Below are 20,737 nucleotides of genomic sequence, written 5' to 3'. Positions count from 1 at the left end.
TTATTTCTGCGGCCGGTCGAGAAACCGGTAGGTGGCGTCGCATTTGGCGATCAGGATTCCGTCCTGATTGTGCACTTCGCCGCTGGCAAAGGCGATCGTGCGCCCGCCGCCGGTCCGCCGTCCCACAGCGTAAAGTGTATCGCCGGCTTTGGCCTGCCCGACGAATTGCAGGTTGAGGGTCACGGTGACCGCGCGCAGCACCCGTTCCGGCCCATCGGCGAAGGCGACCGCAAAGCCGGTCGCCGAATCCAGCAGCGTGGCCAGCACACCGCCATGCGGAACCTGCATGCGGTTGAGATGCTGCGGCCCGATCACCTGGCGCAGCTTGGCAACGTCTTGTGCCTTCTCGATAAGTTCGTAGCCGATCAATTCGGCATATCCGCTGTAGGGTCTTTCCATAATCCCGTCTGTCCTGTGGTTGCCCATGCGGGCGTCATCTGACACAAAAGTGCCATGCCCCCTGGTTAGAGAAGGGGCAAGGCGGCACTTGCGCGACAGAGTAAATGCCGCAACAGTAGCCGCAACCACATTCTGCCGCCCGTTCGGTGCGGCGGCCGACGGGAACAGGGATGAATCAGCAGCACACCCGGCAGGCTGGGAGATGATCGATCTCTACAGCTGGACCACGCCCAACGGGCACAAGATCCACATCATGCTGGAAGAAACCGGCCTGCCTTACCGCGCGCACAAGGTCGATCTCGGCAAGGGCGAGCAGTTCCGGCCGGAATATCTCGCCATCAATCCCAATAACAAGATCCCGGCGATCGTCGATGCCGACGGGCCGGACGGCAAGCCGATCTCGGTTTTCGAATCCGGCGCCATCCTGATCTATCTCGCCGAGAAATCGGGCAAGTTCCTGCCGACGGACAAACGCCGCCGCTACGACGTGCTGCAATGGCTGATGTTTCAGATGGGCAGCATCGGCCCGATGTACGGCCAGGCCTGGCACTTCCGCAGTGCCGCCCCCGAACGCCTGCCCTATGCGGTTGACCGCTACACCAAAGAGGTGACGCGCCTCCTCAAGGTGATGGATCTCCGCCTCGGGACAAGCGCCTATCTGGGCGATGCCGAATTCTCGATTGCCGACATTGCGGCCTGGCCCTGGGTCAAGGGCAGCGAGAAATACGGCCAGGACATGCGTGACTTTCCCCATGTCAGCCGCTGGATCAATGCGATCGCCGCAAGGCCCGGTGTCCAGCGCGGCCTCCGCGCCCTGGACGATATTTAAAGAGGTCGAGCGCAGATGGCACCCATCGAGATCTATACCTGGCCGACACCGAATGGGCACAAGATCCATATCGCCCTCGAGGAGTTGGGCCTGCCCTACAACGTGCATGCCGTCGATATCGGCAAGGGCGAACAGTTCCAGCCGGCCTTTTTGAAGATCAGCCCCAACAACAAGATCCCGGCCATTGTGGATCCTGACGGGCCCGACGGTCAGCCGATCGCCCTCATGGAATCGGGCGCCATCCTGATCTATCTCGCCGAGAAGACCGGCAAGCTCCTGCCGCCGGATCTCCGCGGCCGCACCACGGTCATGAGCTGGCTGATGTTCCAGATGGGCGGCGTCGGTCCGATGCTGGGCCAGGTCCATCATTTCCGGCATTACGCGCCCGAGCCGCTCCCCTATGCCATCCAGCGCTATACCAACGAGACGACGCGGCTCTACCGCGTGATGGATCAGCGCCTGGGCGAGGCCGCCTATCTCGGCGGGGACGATTACAGCATCGCCGACATCGCGACCTTCCCCTGGATCCGCTCCTGGGAAAAGCAGGGTCAGGACCTGGCCGCCCATCCCCATCTTCAGCGCTGGTTCGAGGCGATCGCGGCCCGGCCCGCGGTCGAGCGCGGGTTGAAGGTCCTTGCCGAGCGCAGCCGCACCCAGCCCATCACCGATCAGGAGCGTGAAATCCTGTTCGGCGCCAAGCAGCTCGACCGGCGTAGCTGAACCCGCCTATCTATCTGAAAAATATCTGTTTCAGCCTAGCCGTCAGGCCCCTCGCGGGATGGTTTGACTTTCCCCCGGCCCACCGCTAGTAAAGGCCCCGCATACGTCGTGAAAACGCGCCACTCGCATGTTTGCTGAGCGCGGAGGGGTGGCCGAGTGGCTGAAGGCGACGGTTTGCTAAACCGTTATAGGGGTTAAACCCTATCGTGGGTTCGAATCCCATCCCCTCCGCCAATTTCCTTTCAGATCAATGGGTTTGATGCTCCCGTGGAGCTCTCGCAGTGGTCGTTGTGCCGCCGGAGACCGTGGGAGTGTGACGGCTCTTGTGACACCTCATTCTGCTCAAGTTCTACATGTGGCCAGCTTCGCAGCTACTAGAGCGAGGAGTTTTCGCGGTTTGAAGAAGCATGGCCTGCTTGAATGGGGCTGCACACAAAAGGCCAATTATATTGGCTTGGTGTCGCACCTAACTGGCGCCCATTTTCCTGCTCCGTGAAGGCAAGTCGCCTAACGCAGTGTCTGCGGGCGCATCGGACATGTGAGGATCGAACTGCATCTCAGCGCAGTTGGGCTTTCCCCCGGGCCTTGGACTACATCGGGTGGCAAATTCCGAATGAGCGCAAGGGACTTGTTCGGTCGCAGTGACGGCCCTCCCGTGCCGGGAATAAATCCTCCCCGCGCCTCGTTGATCAACAGGTTCGTCATTGGTGCGCGCCTAACTCTTTGCCATGGCCGGATTTCCGCATGGGGAAAGTGAGTTCGACATGGTGTGCTGGAGGGAATTCCTCAAATCGACCGAGGGGGCGACGGCGATTGAATACGGGCTGCTCGCCGCGTTTATTGCAATGGCGATTTATGCCGGGGTTATCGCAGCCGGCGATGGCGCCGGCACCATGTTCAATCTGATCGGCGAAATTATGGTGGCCTCCGTCGCGAACAAATGATCCGGTGTCGTCGATCATGATCGATCAATGCCGCTGCTATTCTGGCGCCAAGAGCAGACGGACTTCGTCGGCCGCGTAATAGAGTCGGGTTCCATCAAGGAATTGACAGTAATCCATCCCCGAAACGTTAAAATGCTGGGACTGCGTGCCTTCAGGCGCGATGCCACGTTTCACAATATCCTGATAGCCCGAAAGCTCGATCACCAGCATATCACCGCCGGTTTCAATGACGATTGATCCGGTGTCGTCAAGCAGCAGGTCGTGAAGGGAGAGCGCGATGAAATTGGCGCGGCCGCCGGATTCGCGCAGCTCCAGCTTTGACTCCGGTATGGAAATGGCAATTGGCTGGCGGGCGTAATGGTGGTGCATCGCGGACGTCCTCCAGTGCGTCCAATCCGGTTGGGCGGCGGGGCGACCGTGACCCAGCCGTGTGTGAAACGACTGACAGTGGGCTTTATGCCACGCCGTGCGATGAACCGGTGCGCGACGCGGGACAAAAGTGTGACCTAGGCCCAACGATCTCCAAGAGCCGGAATACGGCTTCGCACTGTCTCGTTCGAGTGGGGAGGCCGAATCCTGCCGACATGGCGGCGGCCAAAAGCAATTGGAGGAACGATCATGACTTTCCCAACGAAATCCGCCTCGCGGACATCCAAGCTGCACGCCCCGCTGATGCGTGCCGTGGCGCTTAGTGCCGTACTGGTGACCGCTGGCATCGCCTGGACCTCGCTTCCCTTCGACAATGACGCTTTCGCCAAGAATGGCGGTGGGAATGGCGGTGGAAATGGTGGTGGGAACGGCGGCGGAAATGGCGGAGGTAACGGTGGTGGGAATAGTGGCGGGAATGGCGCAGGCAACGATGGTGGCCATTCCGGTGGCCAGGCATCGGCAGGCGCATCCGCTGATCGATCCGCTGCGAAGAAAGGAGCTGGCGAGGACGCCAATATCTCGGCCGACAAGCTCGGCAAATTGAACGGATTCATGCATGCCGCGCCGGCGGCGATGGACAATGCATCGCCCAATTCGGCCGTCGGGGCCGTCAGTCAGACTTTCCGCGACTTAATGAACGACTATGCAGCCCAGCAAGGCGCAGTGGAGGGCGAGGAGGGCGAGGGGACGGAAGACCCAGTCGATCTCGATGATCTCGCCGAGGCGTTGGCGGAGGCCGTCAACAAGCCGGTTTCGTCGCAGACAGTCGATGACGTACTCGGCAAGCTGGCCGAGACCTATGGCGATGATTATTCCAGCGTCACCGACCCCGATGACGGCGAAGGTGAAGCGGAGGGTGAAGGTGAGGGCGAAGGTGAGGGCGAAGGTGAGGGCGAAGGTGAGGGCGAAGGTGAGGGCGAAGGTGAGGGTGACGAGACCTTCTCGGAAGCATTGGCGGACCGCGTCAACGAGATCAAAGGGTTTGACAGCGCTCCCGAAGAAGATTCGAGCGAAGGGTCTTGATCGCTTACCCGACAAAGCCAAGTGTCCCGACCCGGCCGCATTGTGTCATCGCGGCCGGGCCTATTCATATGAGGGCTGCGCGTTCGATCTCGCGCCGTTCTATCGCTTGGGCGATATGGGCGTAGAAAGGCTCAAGGTCGGCGCCGCTCTCGAGTGCCGGACATTGCCCCAGATAATGCCGGGCGGCCTTGGTGTCGCCGATGCCGAGGGCGGCGATGGTTTCCTGCAGCAGCGTGGCAATCAGGCGGAAACGTGGATCCGCTGCAAGTGCCGCATCGCCGATCAAGGCATGCACCCGCGTACTCATCTTCTTGCCCTTGACCAATACTTCGCCCAGAGGCAATAGCGCGAATTTATCCGCCAGCTTGCCGCCGGGATCGGCGACAAGGATGTCGATGCCGTAATTCTTTGTCAGGGCTTCGAGACGTGCGGCGAGATTCACGTCATCGCCGATAACAGAGTAGTTGAAACGTTGCCGGGAACCGAGATTGCCCACAAGGCAGATTCCGGAATTGATGCCGATTCCCATGCGGAGCGGTTCCGATGATGCGCCCTCCGACCCGATTGCGAGACCTTGCTGCGCGTTGAGTTGCGCCAATCTGCGACGCATGTCGAGCGCCGCAGCGCAGGCATGTTGATCATGATCCGGGTCGTCAAGCGGCGCGTTCCAGAAAGCCATGATGGAATCGCCGATATACTTGTCGATGGTGCCCCGGTGACCGAGGATCGCGTCGGTCATAGGCGTCAGAAAACTGTTGAGCAGCCGGGTCAACCGCGTGGCATCGGTGCGTTCGGCGATGCTGGTAAAATCGCGGATATCGCAAAAGAGGATGGTGACTTCCCGCAACTCGCCGCCCAGGCGCAATTGCTCTGGATCTGCTGCCAGGCGCTCGACCATCTCGGGTGCCAGATAATGTCCGAAAGCATCGCGCACGCTGCGCCGTTCTACATCCGACTTGAAATAGGATGTCAGCACGCCGCTGATGAAGACGAAGAGCGCGGAGAGACCAGGATAGACCGGATCGAACAATTGGCCGTGATAGATGAAGGCGAACCAAGCGGCACCGAATGCGACCAGGACCGCACCACCGCCCAGGATCGCACACCCAATCGGGCCAAGGCGTGGCAGCAGCAGGACCAGCGTGGCACTGACGGTCAGCAGAAAAGCAAGCTCCGGCAGAATTGTCCAATAAGGCCGGTTCACCGAAATCCCAGTTAAAATTTGCTCCGCAATTTGTGCGTGGATCTCAACGCCTGGCGTCACCGATTCTGTCGGAGTCGAGCGCAAATCGAGCAAACCTGGCGCACTGGTACCGACGAACAGAATGGCGCCCGCGAGGTCAATCTCTTCGCCGGCCAGTACGCGCCAAGCTGAAATGATGCGTGCTTTTTTCCTTCCGCTGTCATAGAGCAGCACCCTGCCGACGCCGTCGGTGCGGGCGTTGATCTTGCCGATGCGGACTTCGGCGATGGCTTCGTCCTTGGCTAGCATTCGGCCCAGTCGCTGCCACCAGTTCTGATACCCGCCGGCACCCGACGCCTTGACTGCCATGGTCGATGCCTTCTGGGCGACCCGCAGGGCTTCGGCAACCAGGCTGGGATAAAGTTGCCCATTTCCGTTGAAGAACAAGGGCAAGTGACGGACGATGCTGTCACCCTGCGTCGTGACATTGAAGGCGCCGAGCCCCTGGGCGGCGTTCTGCAGTTCCGGCAAATTTCTTACGGCGCTGCTGAATTGCGGTTGCACGTAATCCTTCAGCTTCAGATCCTTGCGCCCGCCTGTCACGGCCAGGCCGCCTTTGCGTTTTGGCAGAGTCTCTGGTGCGTCGTCCCCGGTTAAAACAAATCCGAGAACAACGGGTGCTTTCTCAATCGATTTGGCCAGCACCTCATCTGGATCATTCGTCCGGCCGACGACCTCGCTGACGATGGAATCGTCTGGCTTGAATCCCCAGGCCATCATCGCGCGGCGCGGGGCGGTGCGATCCGGCTCAGCAAACACGACGTCGAAGGCGATTACGGCGGCGCCGGCAGCACCCAGGCGGTCGATGAGGTCCGCCACCTGGCTGCGTGGCCAGGGCCATTGGCCATAGCGATGCAAAGTCGCATCATCGATATCGATGACTTTGACCGGTGTCGGCACGTATTCGCGTGGGCTAATTCGTTGGAACACATCAAAGATGCGTAGCCGCATTTCGGACAGGAACGCCGGATCTTCCCAGCGCAATCCTAGCGTCGCGAGCAGGATGAGCGCCGGAAGAAGACGATGCAGCAGATGCGTCATGCCGTCGCTCGAAGAGGTGAATCTGCAGTACAACGCTAGGAGCTGATCCGTTGCTTGTCAAAAACGTTGCGAGGCGCGGAGAGAATTTTGAAACAATGGGAATAGTGTGACCCAAGCATCGTTATCCGGTTCGTCAAGGCGAACTTCATTCTTCAATCCGGGGGCGAACAAATGACGATCTCCGGAAGAAAGAGGCCGTGCGCTATGCGGATCAATCTCAGAATACCGGCTGCAATTCTCTTTGCGTGCGGCACTGGCGCGGCCGTCGCACTGGCAGCGACCATGGCGAATCCGATTGCCGATGTTGTCGACGTGGTCAACGAGGCGTTCCAGACACCGCCAGAAGGCGCCGAGATGGCAGCACAAATCGGCGACAAGCTGCTGCCCAACGCTCTTATCCGCACGGCAGCGGATTCCGCGATCGAGATGAATTTTCCCGATGGCGCCGTCCTGCGATTAGAGGCGGAAAGTGAATTGGTGCTGGATTCCTACGTCTATGACGCAGGCGCCGGCGCTTCCACTGCATCGATCAGTCTCTATGACGGATTGCTGCGCTATTCGACGGACGAGACTGCCGAGATTGACGATGAGGGTGTGGCCTTCGTAACGCCGGTGGCGACGGTCGGGATCCGTGGCACCGATGTCGTCATCTCGGTGGGGGCTGATGGCGGCACCGTGATTGACGTCCTGTCCGGCAAAGTCGTCGGTCAACCAAAGGAGCACGAGACCAGCATCCAGGCTGAGGAAGGACAAAGCATCCTGATCTCCAAGATCGATGCCCCGCCTGAGGTCGGAGCCATCGGCGACTTCGCCACGGCGGCGGGACCGGGACCATCCGCTGCGCCCAGCAATGATCCGACGGGCGATGATTCTCGCGACCGTTCGCGCGATTCATCGACAGGTCCATCCGGGTCACCGGCCGGTGGCGGCAGCAGTTCCGGTGGTGGAAATGGCGGCTCCAACGGCGGCGGTTCCGGTGGCGGCGGCAATTCAGGCGGCGCCGATGGTGATGGAAATGCCGGGCACGGCGACAATAACAACGGCCGCGATCCGGACAATCCCGGCAAGGGCAATGGCAGACAGAAGAATTAGATTGGCGCGTTAGGGCTGGGCGACCGCGCAGACATTTCCCGCCTGGACGAGGCCATGTCCGAAGACCGGATCGACGCCTTTCGGCCCAAGGTCCAGCGCTGTCTGCTTCAGCAAATCGGGATCATTGCCGGTCGCAGCGAGCGAAGCGACCACAAAGGGCGTTGCGAAAGACGTGCCACTTACAAAAATGCCTTCCGCCTTGGCGGTGGGCTGCAAGATGGGTACCCATAGATCGACACCAGGCGCCGCGAGTGCGACGAAATCGCCGCGATTGGCCATGGCAAAAGATTCCCGCCCCGCATCGATGGCCGTCACACCGATCACGCCGGGATAGGCCGCCGGATAGCGGGGCGTGCCGTCAAACCCGTCATTTCCAACGGCCGCTACAATATGCACGCGCTGATCGAGCGCCGCTTGAACGGCCAATGCCATCAGAGCATTTTCCGGCCCACTCAAGCTTGTGTTGATGGCGCGCGCGCCGCGACCCATCAGCCAGTCGAGGCCGGCCATGAAGCTCGAAACACTGGCAATCGGTCTGCCATCCTGGTCAATGGTGAAAATGCCGGCGATGGCAAGTTCGCCTTCGGGCAGCAAACCGACATCCTTCTGGCCGACCAGAAGAGCGGCGATGGCGCTGCCATGGGTCGCCTCTGCCGGAGCGGATTCCGTGGTGTCGAGGAAGGATTGTTGCTCGATGCTGGCGCCTGCCAGAACCGGCTGCGCCAGATCCGCCAGGGTATCCAGCATGCCGATCTTTGCCTTTGGCAAACCGCAAGCGCCGAACTGGGAATCCCAGCGGATTTCCTTGCGCGCGTAATCCGGCGCGGGCAGGGTAAAGCTGGCACTGGGTTCATAGACATGGTTGTAGTCGACGGTTGCGCCGGGAAACGCTGCGGCAATTTGGGTGCGCGCTTCCGGAAGCGACATGTCGGCTGGCGGTGCAAGCCGAGCCAGAGAAAGATTCAAGGAACCGAATTGTTCGTTGCTGATGACGGCAAAATTGTTGGCGACTGCGAAGGCCTCAAGGTTTGCGCCGGCATTTGCAACGACGATCTCGCCATTGATGGCGCGGTTTCGTCCATCGGCCGCGGAAGGTGTTCCCGTCGGCGCACCCACATCGACCGTCTGCGCCGCAGCGGTTCCTCCTAGGGTCGCATTTTTCTCTGCTTTTTTGGTTTGTCCGGGTGCCGCGGCGGCTTGTGCTTTGCCAAAAGCGGCTTTGCCCTGGCTGTCGCCACTGGCACTGTTACCGCTGCCGTTACCGCCAGCATTTCCACCGCCGTTGCCACTGCCACCGCCATTACCGCCACCGTTACCACCCCCATTACCCCCGCCGCCGCCATTGCCGCCGCCATTGCCGCCGCCGTTGCCGCCGCCATTACCGCCACCGTTGCCACCGCCATTACCGCCACCATTTCCGTTGCCGGCGTGAGCGGCAGTAACATCAAGCAGATACAGTGGCGCAGAAAGGCTCAGCTGCAGGGCGACAGCATAAGCGAAGGTCAGGAAGCAAATGAGGTAACGCCGCGAGGGCATTTTTTCGACGGACTCCACACGGTTTTCATTTGCCGGAACCGGGCTACTCCGCCGGCGAGCGCATCATGATGTCCCAAGCACCCGTGTCGCGCTGGCAAGCAAGGCCATGCGCGGGGCTGGCGGTCGGTGCATCCTGACGGAACTCGGCGCAGGTCGATCCGTCCGACAACTTAAACCATGTTACCACAGATATTTCTGCTTCGTTACCGGATGCCGGATCTACGACATATTTCTGTGTGCGCGCAGATCCAGGTGTGGTGAGGAGGTCGGCGAGCGCGGCTTTGAATTCCGGCGAGTAGCTGCCGGCTTCTGGTAGGCCCGCCAGACGCAAGCCATCATTGGAATCCTGTCGCGAGGACCATAGGCCTATTACAGCGCCACCGATCAGCAAGCCGATCAGGGCCGCGGCAACCTGGCGCGGCATGGACGAAATCACGCCCGGCTTGCGGTTAGGCCGTTCCTGCGCCGGTTCGGGTGCTTGCGTGATGGCGCGTGCGAGATGTAGCGGCACAGGATCATTGATGATTCCCGAGAAGGCTTCGCGCGCCAGGCTCGCCCCGCGCGTCAGATCCGCGGCAAGCTTCTGTAGGTCTGGATTGGCGGCGATCTCAGCCGCAACCTGGGCCATTTCTGCCGGCTTCAATTTGCCGTCGCAATACTGCATCACACGTTCGATCATGTCGTCGCCGATCTGTTCGCTGTTAACTGTCATGCAGCACCTAACGAGCCGTTTGGATTATTATTCCCGCTATTCATTCGCATCCGCACTCTTGGCCAGGGCTAGGCGAGCACGCGCCAGACGGCTCATCACGGTTCCGATAGGAATGCCGATCATGTCGGCCGTCTCCTGATAGCTGAGCCCCTCGATCGTCACCAGCAAGAGCACCTGGCGCTGTTCTTCAGGCAATTTGCCGATGGCCGCCCAGGTTTTCCGCAATTCCTGTCGTGCTTCGACCTCTGCCAGCATGGAAGGGCCGGCGAGGCTCTTCCATTGTTCGTCGTCGTGGACGTTCAGGCGGTTGGCGGCGGATTTGCGCCGGTCCAGCCATTGTGTCAGCACGATACGGTAGACCCAACTGTCCAGGCGCGTGTCCGGTTGCCATTGATGCCGCTTTTCCAAGGCCTTGAGGCAAGCCGCCTGCACCAGATCATGGCCTTCGTCGACGGATCCGCTGAGTCCGATCGCAAAGCGCCGCAAGCGCGGCAGGATACTGATCAGCGATGCTTCAAATGCCTTGCGATCCGACAAATACCCGCTCCACATCCCCGCGCAACTCAGGCCGGGGATTCAGGCCTGAGTACCATTCTATCTCACCCGCGTAGCGCGTGGCCCCATCGCAAGGCAAGCGCCACGCTACTTGCATCGCCGTTCAGCGTGAAATTTCCGCCGCGTCAGTGACCATAAGCTGTGCGGGGGCGGTCAAGCAATTTAACCGCGCGGTACCCACACGATGGTATGTCAATTAGCACATATACCTCTCTAATTTGAGGAATATTGCGATCGTTCAGCGCGTTCTCGGGTCAGCGGTCGTCAGAGGCAGATCACCTGCCGATGGCGCTGACGACAAATTGCTGCGGGTAGGCAGCCTGACCTGGGAGCGAACCATGGCAACCGACACCATCAACATTCAGACCGAAACCCCAGCCACAAATTTTGCGCATGAGGGCGAGGTCGAGCGTACACATCTCACCCAAGGTGTGACGCTGGTTCAGTTGCCGCAGGGTCAGGAAATCGTTCGTGTGCAGGTAACGCCGGGCGAAACCATTCAGTTGCCCTTCCCGCAGGACCGCATGATTGCGCGTCTCGACGACGGCAATGGCAATCTCGCCGTAAAGGTCGGCGACGTTACGGTCATTCTCCAGGGCTATGTGGCGGCCACGGGCGAAGCGGATGTTACGCTGCTGGATGCCAATGGCGCGTCGGTTGATATCGCCGCGGTGGTTGCAGCGACGGATCCAAATCTCGATATCGATACGGCGGCAGGTCCGGCGGCAGGCGATACCGGTGCCGGTGTCGATAATAACGGGGGTGTGTTTTCGCCCTTCGATCCCGCAGCGGGCCTTGGCGGCCTTGATGCCATCGGCGGCCTGCAGGCGACCGAGCTGGATTACGGCCTTATCGACCGCCAAGCCATCGTCTTCGAGGTCGAGGAAACGGACACGACCCCCGACACGGTTCCCGAACTGATCGGCGTGACGCCGGGCGTTCCCGTCAACGAGGACGATCTTGAAGGCGGCAGCCAGAACGACATTTCTGCCTTCAAGGCGCTGGAGCCCTTTCCCTCTTTTGTGCTCGACGCTGTCAACAACGCGATTGGCAACGGCAATACCTGGTGGGATTCGGCCCATGAAGCCGCCAATGATCCCTTCGACACCGGCGACAATGAAGGCGAGGATCTGGGGGACAACGAAGGTGGCATCGACAATGACAAAGAGCCGCTGACCAGCACGGCGGTTGTCGCGGTCAACTTCTTCACCGATATCCCCGGTCATTTGAGCTTCAGCAATGCCGGGGCGACACCGGTTCTGGATCAGCTCCTGACCATGAACCTGACCTCGCATGGCTTCCAGCTGCAATATATCCTCGTCCCTGGCGTTGCCGACAGCGACCCGGATCCGCTGGTCGACAATGGCCATGGCGAAATGCTGATCGCCTATTATGTAGAGACCTATGGCGAGGGCGAGACCAGCTATTCATCCGCGACCGTGGTCTTCACCATCGGCGTGCGGGAGTTCGAGAGCGGCGCGACCCCGGCCGAGTTCAATGTTGATTTCACGATCTACGGCGTCGTCGACAATATTCCCGGTGCGACCGATGCCGATGGCGACCTCCTCGAAGCGCTCGACATCGCTGTACCGTTCTTCATGGTCGATTCCAACGGTTCGGTGACGCCGAGCCCGGCTGATGCCATCCTTTTCAAGGACATCGACGACGTGCCGTTCCTTGGCACGCTGGAAATCGATTCGCAAACCTGGGCGCAGATCATCCTCCCGACCGACGTCGATATCGTGCACGATGAAACCAAGGGTGAGCAGGATACGACCGACGATGTCGATCCGAGCTACTGGCAGGTCGCGCAGGCACTTGCGGCAGCCGGTCTGTCCGGCGAGACGCCTGTTGGCGCGGCCACCACGCATCTGAATGTCAGTTTCGGCGCCGATGGCCGGGCCGGTCAATGGACCTCTGATGGCCAGAACTGGACCTTTGCCGGCAACAAGGAAGCCGGCCTCACCGTGTTCGACGAAAACGGCAATGAGGCGGGCGACGATGCCACGGAATTCGCCGCCGCCTATCAGCTTTATATCGGTTCGTCCGAAAACCCGCTTTCCGGCGGCACGACGAATTGGACGGTCACATTGGCCGATGGCAGCGTCGCCGATGTCTTGGCGCGCCAGACGGATGCCAATACCATTACTGGCTACGCTGTTGATGGGCAGACCGAGATCCCAGTCTTCGTGCTGCATCTCGATCCCCAATCGGGTGACCTCGTTCTCGTCCAGCTGCATCAGATCAATCACGGTGATCCGACCAGCAGCAATGAAGTTTCGCCCAGCCTGTTGATCGACGACCTGCCGGTCTCGTTCCGTGCGACCGATTATGATGGCGACCATGTCGACGCCGCGCTCACAGTGACCACGCTGGACGACGCGCCATCGATCACTATTATTTCACTTCCCTCGCTGGACGAGGATTTCCTGTCTGGCGGCAACAAGGATTCTGACGGAACGCTGGGAGACAGCGGCGGCACCAATATTGTCAACGGATCTATCTCGACAGCCTTCGGCACGGACATTCCGGGTCATTATACCGTATCGGCGGATCCGGCGGACTTCGCCAACATCAAGACGACGTCGGGGAAGAGCATCCTCCTCGCAGCGAGCGTTGGTCAGATTGTCGGTTATGCCGATTTGAACAATGACGGGTTGCTCGATCCGGCCGAAGAAGTCGCCGGCAATCGCGTTCTCCAGCTCGATCTCGATACGGTCATCGGCACCTACGTGCTGGAACTGTTCCAGCCGTTGCAGCACGCCAACCCGCAGGGCGTCGACAGCATCGAAACTAACCTCACGCTCCTCTTCACGATGAACGGCGTCGATGCCGACGGCGATCCACTGGGTGGCAAGATTGGCATCACCGTCAATGACGATGCGCCGACGATCATTGCGGTGGAAGACGCCTTCATCACGCCGATCGTGCTCGACGAGACGAAGGGTGCCCAGGCTGGCGACAGCAATTCTGACGACGATGAACCCGCCGAGGCGGGGGCCATCGGCACGGCAAAGGGGACGGTTACCAATCTCTTCACCGATATCAGCTTCGGCGCCGACGGTGCCAAGGACGGGATCTCGAATCCGGAATACAAGTTGGTCTTGCGTACTGAGGCCGGCGGCAACACCTCGATCGGGACCACCGAGGTGCCCACCAATCTTTCCGTGACGGATCCCAACAATATCTATCCGCTCGACAACATCGTCCTCGTTTCGGTTTCCGCCTACCAGGTCAACGGTTATGTCGGCACGCATACCGGCGATCCCAGCATTGATGTCATCGCCTTCGTCGTGCGACTGAACAAGGACACGGGCGAGTTGACCGTTTCGCAATTCCTGCCCATCGCGCATGACCAGGATGGCGCGACGCCGGCGGATCACGACGATCTTGCATCTCTCCTGGTCCCTGGTGACGGAGGCATCTTTGTCTCGGCGACCGTCATCGACGGCGACGGTGACAAGGTAACTGCGATTTCGGAAAATACCCTGCTGATCGATTTTGAGGATGACGGCCCAACCCTGACTGGGGTGGTGCATTTCAACGGTGGCGAGCAAGGCCCGTTCCTTATCGATGAAGATAATATCGCCAACGGTATACAAGGCGGTCCTGGTGACGATTCTGGCGGCGGCGCCGTGCTCTATAAGGTCAATGTCGACTTCGGTACCGACGGTGCCGCGGCCACGGCTTTCGTCTTCACTGGTGCGACCTCCGACACCACGCTGAAGACGGCAGATGGACAGATCATCACGATCGGTATTCTAGCGGCCGACGTGAACGGCACACTTGCCGGTACGTTGATCGGTTATACCGGCGGCAACATCAATGACCCCAGCAGTTGGGCCTTCACTGCGACTATCGATTCGATGTTCGGTGGTGGCCAGTTCAGCCTGCTGAAGCCGCTTTATCACCCGCTGACGGACGATCCTGACAGCAAAGCGACCGAGACGGCGTTCGAAGACAATATCATCCTGACCCTCAAGGTGCGCGCCTTCGATGGCGATGGTGACTGGGTCGACGCGAACGTCGTGATAAATATCGACGACGATAGTCCGACAGCCGCCAATGTGATCTTCCCAGATCCGGTAGTTGAGGGCAGCGATCCGGTTCTGTTGCAAACCCTGGCCGAGTTTCTGGCGGCGAATGTCGCGGGTGGCGGCGATGGCTACAAGGACGCCAGCATCAGTTTCGTCAATCCGGGTTCGCTCGGCGGATCGCTGGCGATCGTCGATGTGAACGGTACGCCCTGGATTCAATACACCGCGCCGGCCACTGTCGCTGGCAACGGCACAGCACCGTCTGACGAGACGTTCAGTTATTCGATCAAGGATAACGACCTCGATACGGCTGCCGGTGAAATCGTCGTGAAGGTAGCCGACGGCGCGGCGCCGGTCCTGACGGAGGCGGAGGGAGCGGTCGATGAGGAAGGCCTGGCGAACGGCCTTGCCGGCACGGCCTACGTCGATGGCAGTGACATCGCGGGCCAATCGAAGACCACCGGCGGCACACTCGGCGTCATCCTGGGCTCGGACCCGCTGGCAACCGATAACGCCTTCAGCCTCACCGGCATCAACAATCTCAACGGTCTGATGACTCTGGATGGGACCCTCGTCACGCTGTCTGGTCCGACGGCGAGCGGCGATGCCGCCAACACGATACTCACTTATATCGGCTACAAGACCGGCGGGCTCCCCGGCGTCGAAGGCGACCAGGTCTTCACCCTGACCCTGAACCGAGATACCGGCCAGTGGTCGTTCGAGCTGAAGCAGCCGGTCAAACATCCGGATGCGGATACCGAGGACAATCTGACTGTCTCGTTTGGCGTTAGCGTCACCGATGAGGATGGCTCGACCGGCACCGGCACCATCAGCGTGCTGATCGATGACGACAGCCCCGTGGCCGGTCTCGCAACTTCCGCCCCGCCCAACCAGGTCATTCTCGACGAGACTCCCGGTCAGCAATTTGCCGATAACGACCTGACCGATGGCGTTTCTCAGGCAACTGGCGGTTTCCAGGTCTCCGCCCTTTTCTCCTCGCAATACGGCGCGGATGGAGCTGGCACCACGAACTACGCCCTCACCAATGCATTGGGTGAATCTTTCGGCACGTTGGCGGGGGCCGGTACGGCAAGTGGCTTCTTTGCCACCTCGGCGCCGGGCATTGAGATTTATCTGTTCCAGAACGGCGAAACGGTGGAGGGTCGTATCGGCAATGATCCCGCCGGCACGCTCGCTTTCACCATCTCGCTGGTGGGCGGCGCTATCCAGGTCGAGCAATGGCTGGCGCTGAAGCACCCGACGGCCAGTCATCAGGAAGCAGCTTTCCTGAATCAACTCAATGTGACACAGACCATCACCGACGAAGATGGAGATAGTGATACCGCGACCACGTTCGTTCGGGTGGATTTCTACGACGACGGTCCGTCGGTCACGGTGTTGAAGGGCGATGAGAGTACCGTGATCCTGCAGACGCGGGATGCCTATACCGACGGCGATCCGGCGGACAGCGATGTGGCAAGCTCGACGGCGGATTTTTCCGATATTTTCAGCGTTTCGAAGAATGCCGGTGCCGATGGCGAGAAGAACTCCAGCCTCACCTATGAACTGGTCTTCCTGCCGCCGACATCGGAGGGCGCTGCTTCTGGTCTGACCATCGGCGGCAACCCGATCTATCTGCATCAGATCAATGGCGTGATGGTCGGGTCGACCTCAGCCGTTGAGCCCGCCAATGCTGCCGATCCCAGCGTCGTATTCACTGTTTCGGTGGAAAGCCTGACCGGCATCTTGACCCTGACCCAGCTGCGTCAGGTTGATCATGCCTTGGCGGAAGGCGAGCCCACCTATGACGACGACATCAGGGATCTCGCTAATGGCCTCATCGGCCTGAAGGCGACGGCGACGCTCACCGATGGCGATGATGATGTCGCGATCAATAGCGAGACGGTCGATCTCGGTGGCAATATCCGCTTCGCCGACGATGGTCCTTTGGCCGGCAATAAGGACTTCGGCACGGTGCAAGAAGGCGCTGCCCAGACAAACCTGTCCTCGATCGCGGCTTTCGTCGCAGCGAACGTACAGGGTGGTGCGGATGAGTATCAGCTAGGCAGCTTCACGCTGATGGACGGCGTCACGCCGGTCCTCACACTGGTTGGCTCTCTGGGTGGTACGCTGACACTCTCGGGTGGCAATCTCCTCTATACGCCGCCGGCCAGTGTCGACAATGACAATCCGACCACCGAGACCTTCACCTATCGGGTCGCCGACAAGGATGGCGATACCGAGACCGGTACCATCACGGTGGCGATCACCGACGGCGCAGCACCGGTCTTGACGGCGGCGGAGGGCGCGGTGGACGAGGAGGGCCTGGCGAATGGTCTTGCCGGCACAATCTATGGCGACGGCAGCGACATCGCGGGTCAGTCGAAGACCACCGGCGGAACTCTCGGTGTCACCCTGGGCTCGGATCCTCTGGCAGCGGATAACGCCTTCAACCTGACCGGGATCAACAACCTCAATGGTCTCACGACATTGGATGGGGTAGTAGTTCTTCTGTCCGGTCCAGTTGCCAGCGGCGACGCGGCCAACACAACCCTGACCTATATCGGCTACAAGACTGGCGGGCTCCCCGGCGTCGAGGGCGATCAAGTCTTCATTCTGACTTTGAACCGGGATACCGGCCAGTGGTCGTTCGAGTTGAAGCAACCGATCCAGCATGCGGATGCCGATACCGAAGACAACCTCACTGTCTCGTTTGGCGTCAGCGTCACCGATGAGGATGGCTCGACCGGCACCAGCACCATCAGCGTGCTGATCGATGACGACAGCCCGGATGCGAAGAACGATTTCGATTCGGTCGGGAACCTGCAGACCACCGACGGTAACGTCATCACCGGCACCGGCACCAGCGACCCGGCGGCTGGCAAGGATCTGGTCGGTGCGGATGGAGCCAAGCTATCGGCTATCGCCTCGGCCGACGTTCCGGCCAACCTGCCGACCCCCACCAGCGACGGTGTGCATGGCAATGGGTTCATCATTGCGGGCGAGTTTGGCACGCTCACTATCTATGCAGACGGGTATTACACCTACACCCGCCTGACCAATACCCCACTGGTCGATTCCGACACCTTCACCTACACACTGAAGGATGCCGATGGCGACACGGATATCGCCAATCTCGTCATCAATATCTACGACGAAGGTACCGAACTCGACCTCAACCCATCCGGCCAGGATGCTCAGCAGGTCGACGAGCAAGGTCTGCCGATCCGCACCATCGATGCATTGATCGAGCCCGCGGGAACCGGCGAGGCAGCCGACGACAATGGCAACGACGATGACGACATGTCGGAAGCTACCAGCGGGACCATGTCCTTCTCGACCCCGGACGGGTTCGGTTCACTGACCCTCACGGGCAAGGACCTCCCGGTGATCATCGCGGCGGGCGTCACCGTTCACGGCCTCTATGGCGATCTGCTCGTGACGGCGTTCGACAGCACCCTGGGCACGCTCGCCTACACCTATACGCTGCTCGACAATGTCGACCACAGCGGTGGCGCGGTGAAGGACGATTTCGCCGTGGTGGTCGAGGACAGCGACGGCGACCAGTCGAACGGCACTCTCAGCATCGACATCGTCGATGACGAGCCGCTTGCCAGTAACGATGCCGGCGGCAAAGTCGATGCCGGGGAATCCGTTTCGCAGAACAATGCCAGCCTTGGCGTTCTGTCGAACGACGATTTTGGCGCCGATGACGAAAAGAGCGGCGGCGGCGTCGTCGGCGTTATCGTCGGCAACAATGCCGGCCAGTCGACCATCAATGTCGGCGGCAGTGTCGAATCGAGCCTTGGCTTCCTCACGCTCAATGCCGACGGCACATATAGCTATACGGCCAAGACCAACGCTCACGGAACGGACTACTTTACGTACACGATCGAGGACGGCGACGGCGACCGCGCCACGGCCGTGCTGACCTTCGATGTCACCGATCCGGCCGAGGGTGCCTTTGGCCCGATCACGGCCTGGACTTATGAAGACGGCCAGCCGAACCAGCACACCGGCAGCACGGTCCCCAGCTTCACTGGATTGCCGAACGCGGCCGGCATCGACTTCCTCGGCGCCTTCACGGCGGCGGATAACGAAGTCATCACCCAGATCGAGTTCACCTTGCCGGCGGGCGTGCAGCTCGTCTTCTGGGATGGCGTGACCGCGATCCAGCAAGGCTCGACTGGTCCGTCGACCGTGGTGGTACTGGCGGCCGATCTCTCGAAGGTTCAGTTCATCGCCGCGTCGAATACCGATATCGATCAGACGATCACCATGTCGGCGACGATCAAGGACAATGATTCGAACCTGACCATGGTGCTGGCGGATCAAACCTTGACCCTCAAGGTGGATGCGGCGGCCGACAAGCCGACCGGCGTGCAGATTTCGCTGACCGATAGCGGCGGCAACGGCCTCTTCTCGATCGGCGAAGCCGGCGTCGTCAACATCAAGGCGACCTTCGCGGATGCGTCCGACGGTTCGGAGTCTCATACCCTGGTCTTCAAGGCGCCGGCGGGATTCAATCTGGCGGATTGGAACGGCTCGGTTTGGACCGGCCTGCCCGCCGGGTGGAGCGTCGGTGTAACGGGGTCGGCGGCTGCCGGCTGGACCGTGACCTTCACGCTGCCGGACGGCACGACCAGCGTTGACCACAACATCAACATCACGAACACCGCGGCGGCTGCCAGCGGCGCGCAATTCACGGTGGATGCCACGACGCTGGAAGAGGCGACAGTTGTCCGACCCAACGGGAACGGCAGCGGCGATGAGTTCACCAATACGAACAATACCGCCACGCAATCGGCCCAGATCGGCGTCGTGTCGGCGCGCATTCTGAACGGCGAACTCATCACCAACACACCGAGCGCCCAGCAGGGCGATCAGGCGATGATCCTGACATTCATCAATGACGGCGATCCGCGCTCGGCCTACTCCCAGGTCGTCGTCCGTGACGCGACGGGGCAACAAGGCGCGGTTCTGTCCGATGCAGGTTTCAACATCGATCCGGCCGGCAAATACAATGTTGCGCTCGAAAATCCGCTGGATGGCCACAAGGTCCTGGTAACCAAGTTCACGCTGGAAGGTGTCACCCTCGATCCCAGCAGCGGCAACATCCAGATCGAACATGAGGATGATTCAAACAAGCCCATGGGCGTCATCGCCCAGATCACGCCGGATCTGGCCAATACGGTCATCGTCACCGAGTCGATTGACGACGGCAAGAACAAGAGCAGCACCATCGACGGCACGGACTTCGCCAACTATCTCTATGGCAGCATTGGTAACGACGTGCTGAATGGCAAGGGCGGCAACGACGTGCTCAACGGCGGCATCGGCAACGATACGCTGAATGGCGGCGACGGAAACGACGTTCTGGTGTGGAATGGCGGCCTGGACAATGCCGCCGACAATCCAAATGCCGGTGATACCTATAGCGGCGGCGCCGGGTTCGACTTGCTACGCGTCGATCAGGGTGCGCTCAAGAACTCGACAATCACGAACACGGGCAGCATCGATCACTTCCCGACCAGTGATATTGTCGACTTGCAGGGTGCCAGCATTTCAAGCATCGAAGGCATCCTCATCACCGAGGAGGCGATCATCAGCGGCATGACACAATCTGGCAGCCCGACCAAGGGCACGACAGTGGTGCTCGATGCCAGTGACGTGATCAGCTTCTCGGACAGCGACACGCTCTACATCATCGGCTCGGCCGGCGATAAAGTCGATCTGGATAACGCCGATATCGATGGTACGAACAATGGCGCGACGATCTGGACACAAGGGGCGGAGACAACACCTCTCACCGGTGGCATCACTTTCGTAACCTACACCTCGAATACGGGCGCCACCCTCTATGTCGACAAGGATGTCGAGGTGGTCTGATTTCTGACCTCGATCGGAAACCTCTCCCGGCGGTCATTGTGCCCCAGCGGCCGTCGGGTGGGGCCGGGCGCCGCGGCGAAAGCCGCGGCGTCTTTCTGATATCTGGACTCGGCCTATTCCGCGCGGCATGCGCGTCAAGCAAAAGACTTTGAATTTGCGCCCACAATGATGTGAGTTGCCGCGCGGATTCGCCTCAAATGCCAGGAATATTGCAGTTACGCGGCGCGTTCTCGACATAGTGCCGCGCCTGGAGATCGCACATCCCTCACGCGCGGCGAGGACCCGCGG

General features: G+C 60.4%; 12 protein-coding genes and 1 tRNA gene. 7 read left to right on the top strand and 6 right to left on the bottom strand.

Translation table 11 applies throughout. The annotated features are described in order from the left end of the window. Positions 1–399, bottom strand: a complete 399-nt coding sequence (locus tag ACE3PR_RS09840; protein WP_374371163.1) for a PaaI family thioesterase — start codon at positions 397–399, stop codon at positions 1–3. Positions 400–601: 202 nt separating this feature from the next. Here ACE3PR_RS09840 and ACE3PR_RS09835 point away from each other — a divergent pair, with 202 nt between their 5' ends. The 4 genes from ACE3PR_RS09835 to ACE3PR_RS09820 all read left to right on the top strand — a co-directional run bounded on the left by ACE3PR_RS09835 (position 602) and on the right by ACE3PR_RS09820 (position 2,892). After that, positions 602–1,228, top strand: a complete 627-nt coding sequence (locus tag ACE3PR_RS09835) for a glutathione S-transferase N-terminal domain-containing protein (protein ID WP_374371161.1) — start codon at positions 602–604, stop codon at positions 1,226–1,228. Between the two features lie 15 nt (positions 1,229–1,243). Continuing rightward, positions 1,244–1,948 carry a glutathione S-transferase N-terminal domain-containing protein gene (locus ACE3PR_RS09830; RefSeq protein ID WP_374371159.1) on the top strand — a complete coding sequence of 235 codons (705 nt, stop codon included), beginning with the start codon at positions 1,244–1,246 and terminating at the stop codon, positions 1,946–1,948. Positions 1,949–2,090: 142 nt separating this feature from the next. Next, a tRNA-Ser gene (locus ACE3PR_RS09825) sits at positions 2,091–2,182 on the top strand. Between the two features lie 494 nt (positions 2,183–2,676). Further along, the gene (locus tag ACE3PR_RS09820) at positions 2,677–2,892 is read left to right on the top strand and encodes a Flp family type IVb pilin (protein ID WP_374371157.1); all 216 of its coding nucleotides are present in this window, start codon (positions 2,677–2,679) and stop codon (positions 2,890–2,892) included. 36 nt (positions 2,893–2,928) lie between these two features. Here the strand turns inward: ACE3PR_RS09820 and ACE3PR_RS09815 are convergent, their stop codons facing one another. Then, entirely contained in the window at positions 2,929–3,261 is a 333-nt protein-coding gene (locus ACE3PR_RS09815; RefSeq protein WP_374371156.1) for a hypothetical protein, read from the bottom strand. 249 nt (positions 3,262–3,510) lie between these two features. Here ACE3PR_RS09815 and ACE3PR_RS09810 point away from each other — a divergent pair, with 249 nt between their 5' ends. Next, positions 3,511–4,344, top strand: a complete 834-nt coding sequence (locus tag ACE3PR_RS09810; protein WP_374371154.1) for a hypothetical protein — start codon at positions 3,511–3,513, stop codon at positions 4,342–4,344. Between the two features lie 64 nt (positions 4,345–4,408). On the opposite strand, the gene ACE3PR_RS09805 is transcribed toward ACE3PR_RS09810, so the two are convergent. Next, the gene (locus ACE3PR_RS09805; RefSeq protein ID WP_374371152.1) at positions 4,409–6,628 is read right to left on the bottom strand and encodes a CHASE2 domain-containing protein; all 2,220 of its coding nucleotides are present in this window, start codon (positions 6,626–6,628) and stop codon (positions 4,409–4,411) included. A gap of 282 nt (positions 6,629–6,910) precedes the next feature. Here ACE3PR_RS09805 and ACE3PR_RS09800 point away from each other — a divergent pair, with 282 nt between their 5' ends. Next, the gene (locus tag ACE3PR_RS09800) at positions 6,911–7,720 is read left to right on the top strand and encodes a FecR domain-containing protein (RefSeq protein WP_374371150.1); all 810 of its coding nucleotides are present in this window, start codon (positions 6,911–6,913) and stop codon (positions 7,718–7,720) included. A 9-nt stretch (positions 7,721–7,729) separates the two neighbouring features. Here ACE3PR_RS09800 and ACE3PR_RS09795 read toward each other — a convergent pair whose 3' ends face one another. Genes ACE3PR_RS09795 through ACE3PR_RS09785 form a run of 3 tightly spaced genes read right to left on the bottom strand, consistent with a single transcriptional unit; the run spans position 7,730 to position 10,505 of the window. Continuing rightward, positions 7,730–9,256 (bottom strand): S8 family serine peptidase, encoded by a 1,527-nt coding sequence (locus ACE3PR_RS09795; RefSeq protein WP_374371148.1) that lies wholly within the window; start codon positions 9,254–9,256, stop codon positions 7,730–7,732. Between the two features lie 43 nt (positions 9,257–9,299). After that, positions 9,300–9,968 carry a hypothetical protein gene (locus tag ACE3PR_RS09790; protein WP_374371146.1) on the bottom strand — a complete coding sequence of 223 codons (669 nt, stop codon included), beginning with the start codon at positions 9,966–9,968 and terminating at the stop codon, positions 9,300–9,302. Between the two features lie 36 nt (positions 9,969–10,004). Next, complete coding sequence (locus tag ACE3PR_RS09785) at positions 10,005–10,505, bottom strand: RNA polymerase sigma factor (RefSeq protein WP_374371144.1); 501 nt, start codon at positions 10,503–10,505, stop codon at positions 10,005–10,007. Between the two features lie 356 nt (positions 10,506–10,861). On the opposite strand from ACE3PR_RS09785, the gene ACE3PR_RS09780 reads away from it, so the two are divergent. Next, positions 10,862–20,449, top strand: coding sequence for a DUF5801 repeats-in-toxin domain-containing protein (locus tag ACE3PR_RS09780; RefSeq protein ID WP_374371142.1), 9,588 nt, complete (start codon positions 10,862–10,864; stop codon positions 20,447–20,449). Positions 20,450–20,737: the final 288 nt, after the last annotated feature.

The sequence above is a fragment of the Dongia sp. genome, from assembly GCF_041909655.1.
In the GTDB taxonomy this organism is placed as follows: Bacteria; Pseudomonadota; Alphaproteobacteria; order Dongiales; family Dongiaceae; genus Dongia.
The sequence above is the reverse complement of the archived record's forward strand: the minus strand, read 5'-3'. Positions and strand labels throughout refer to the sequence as shown.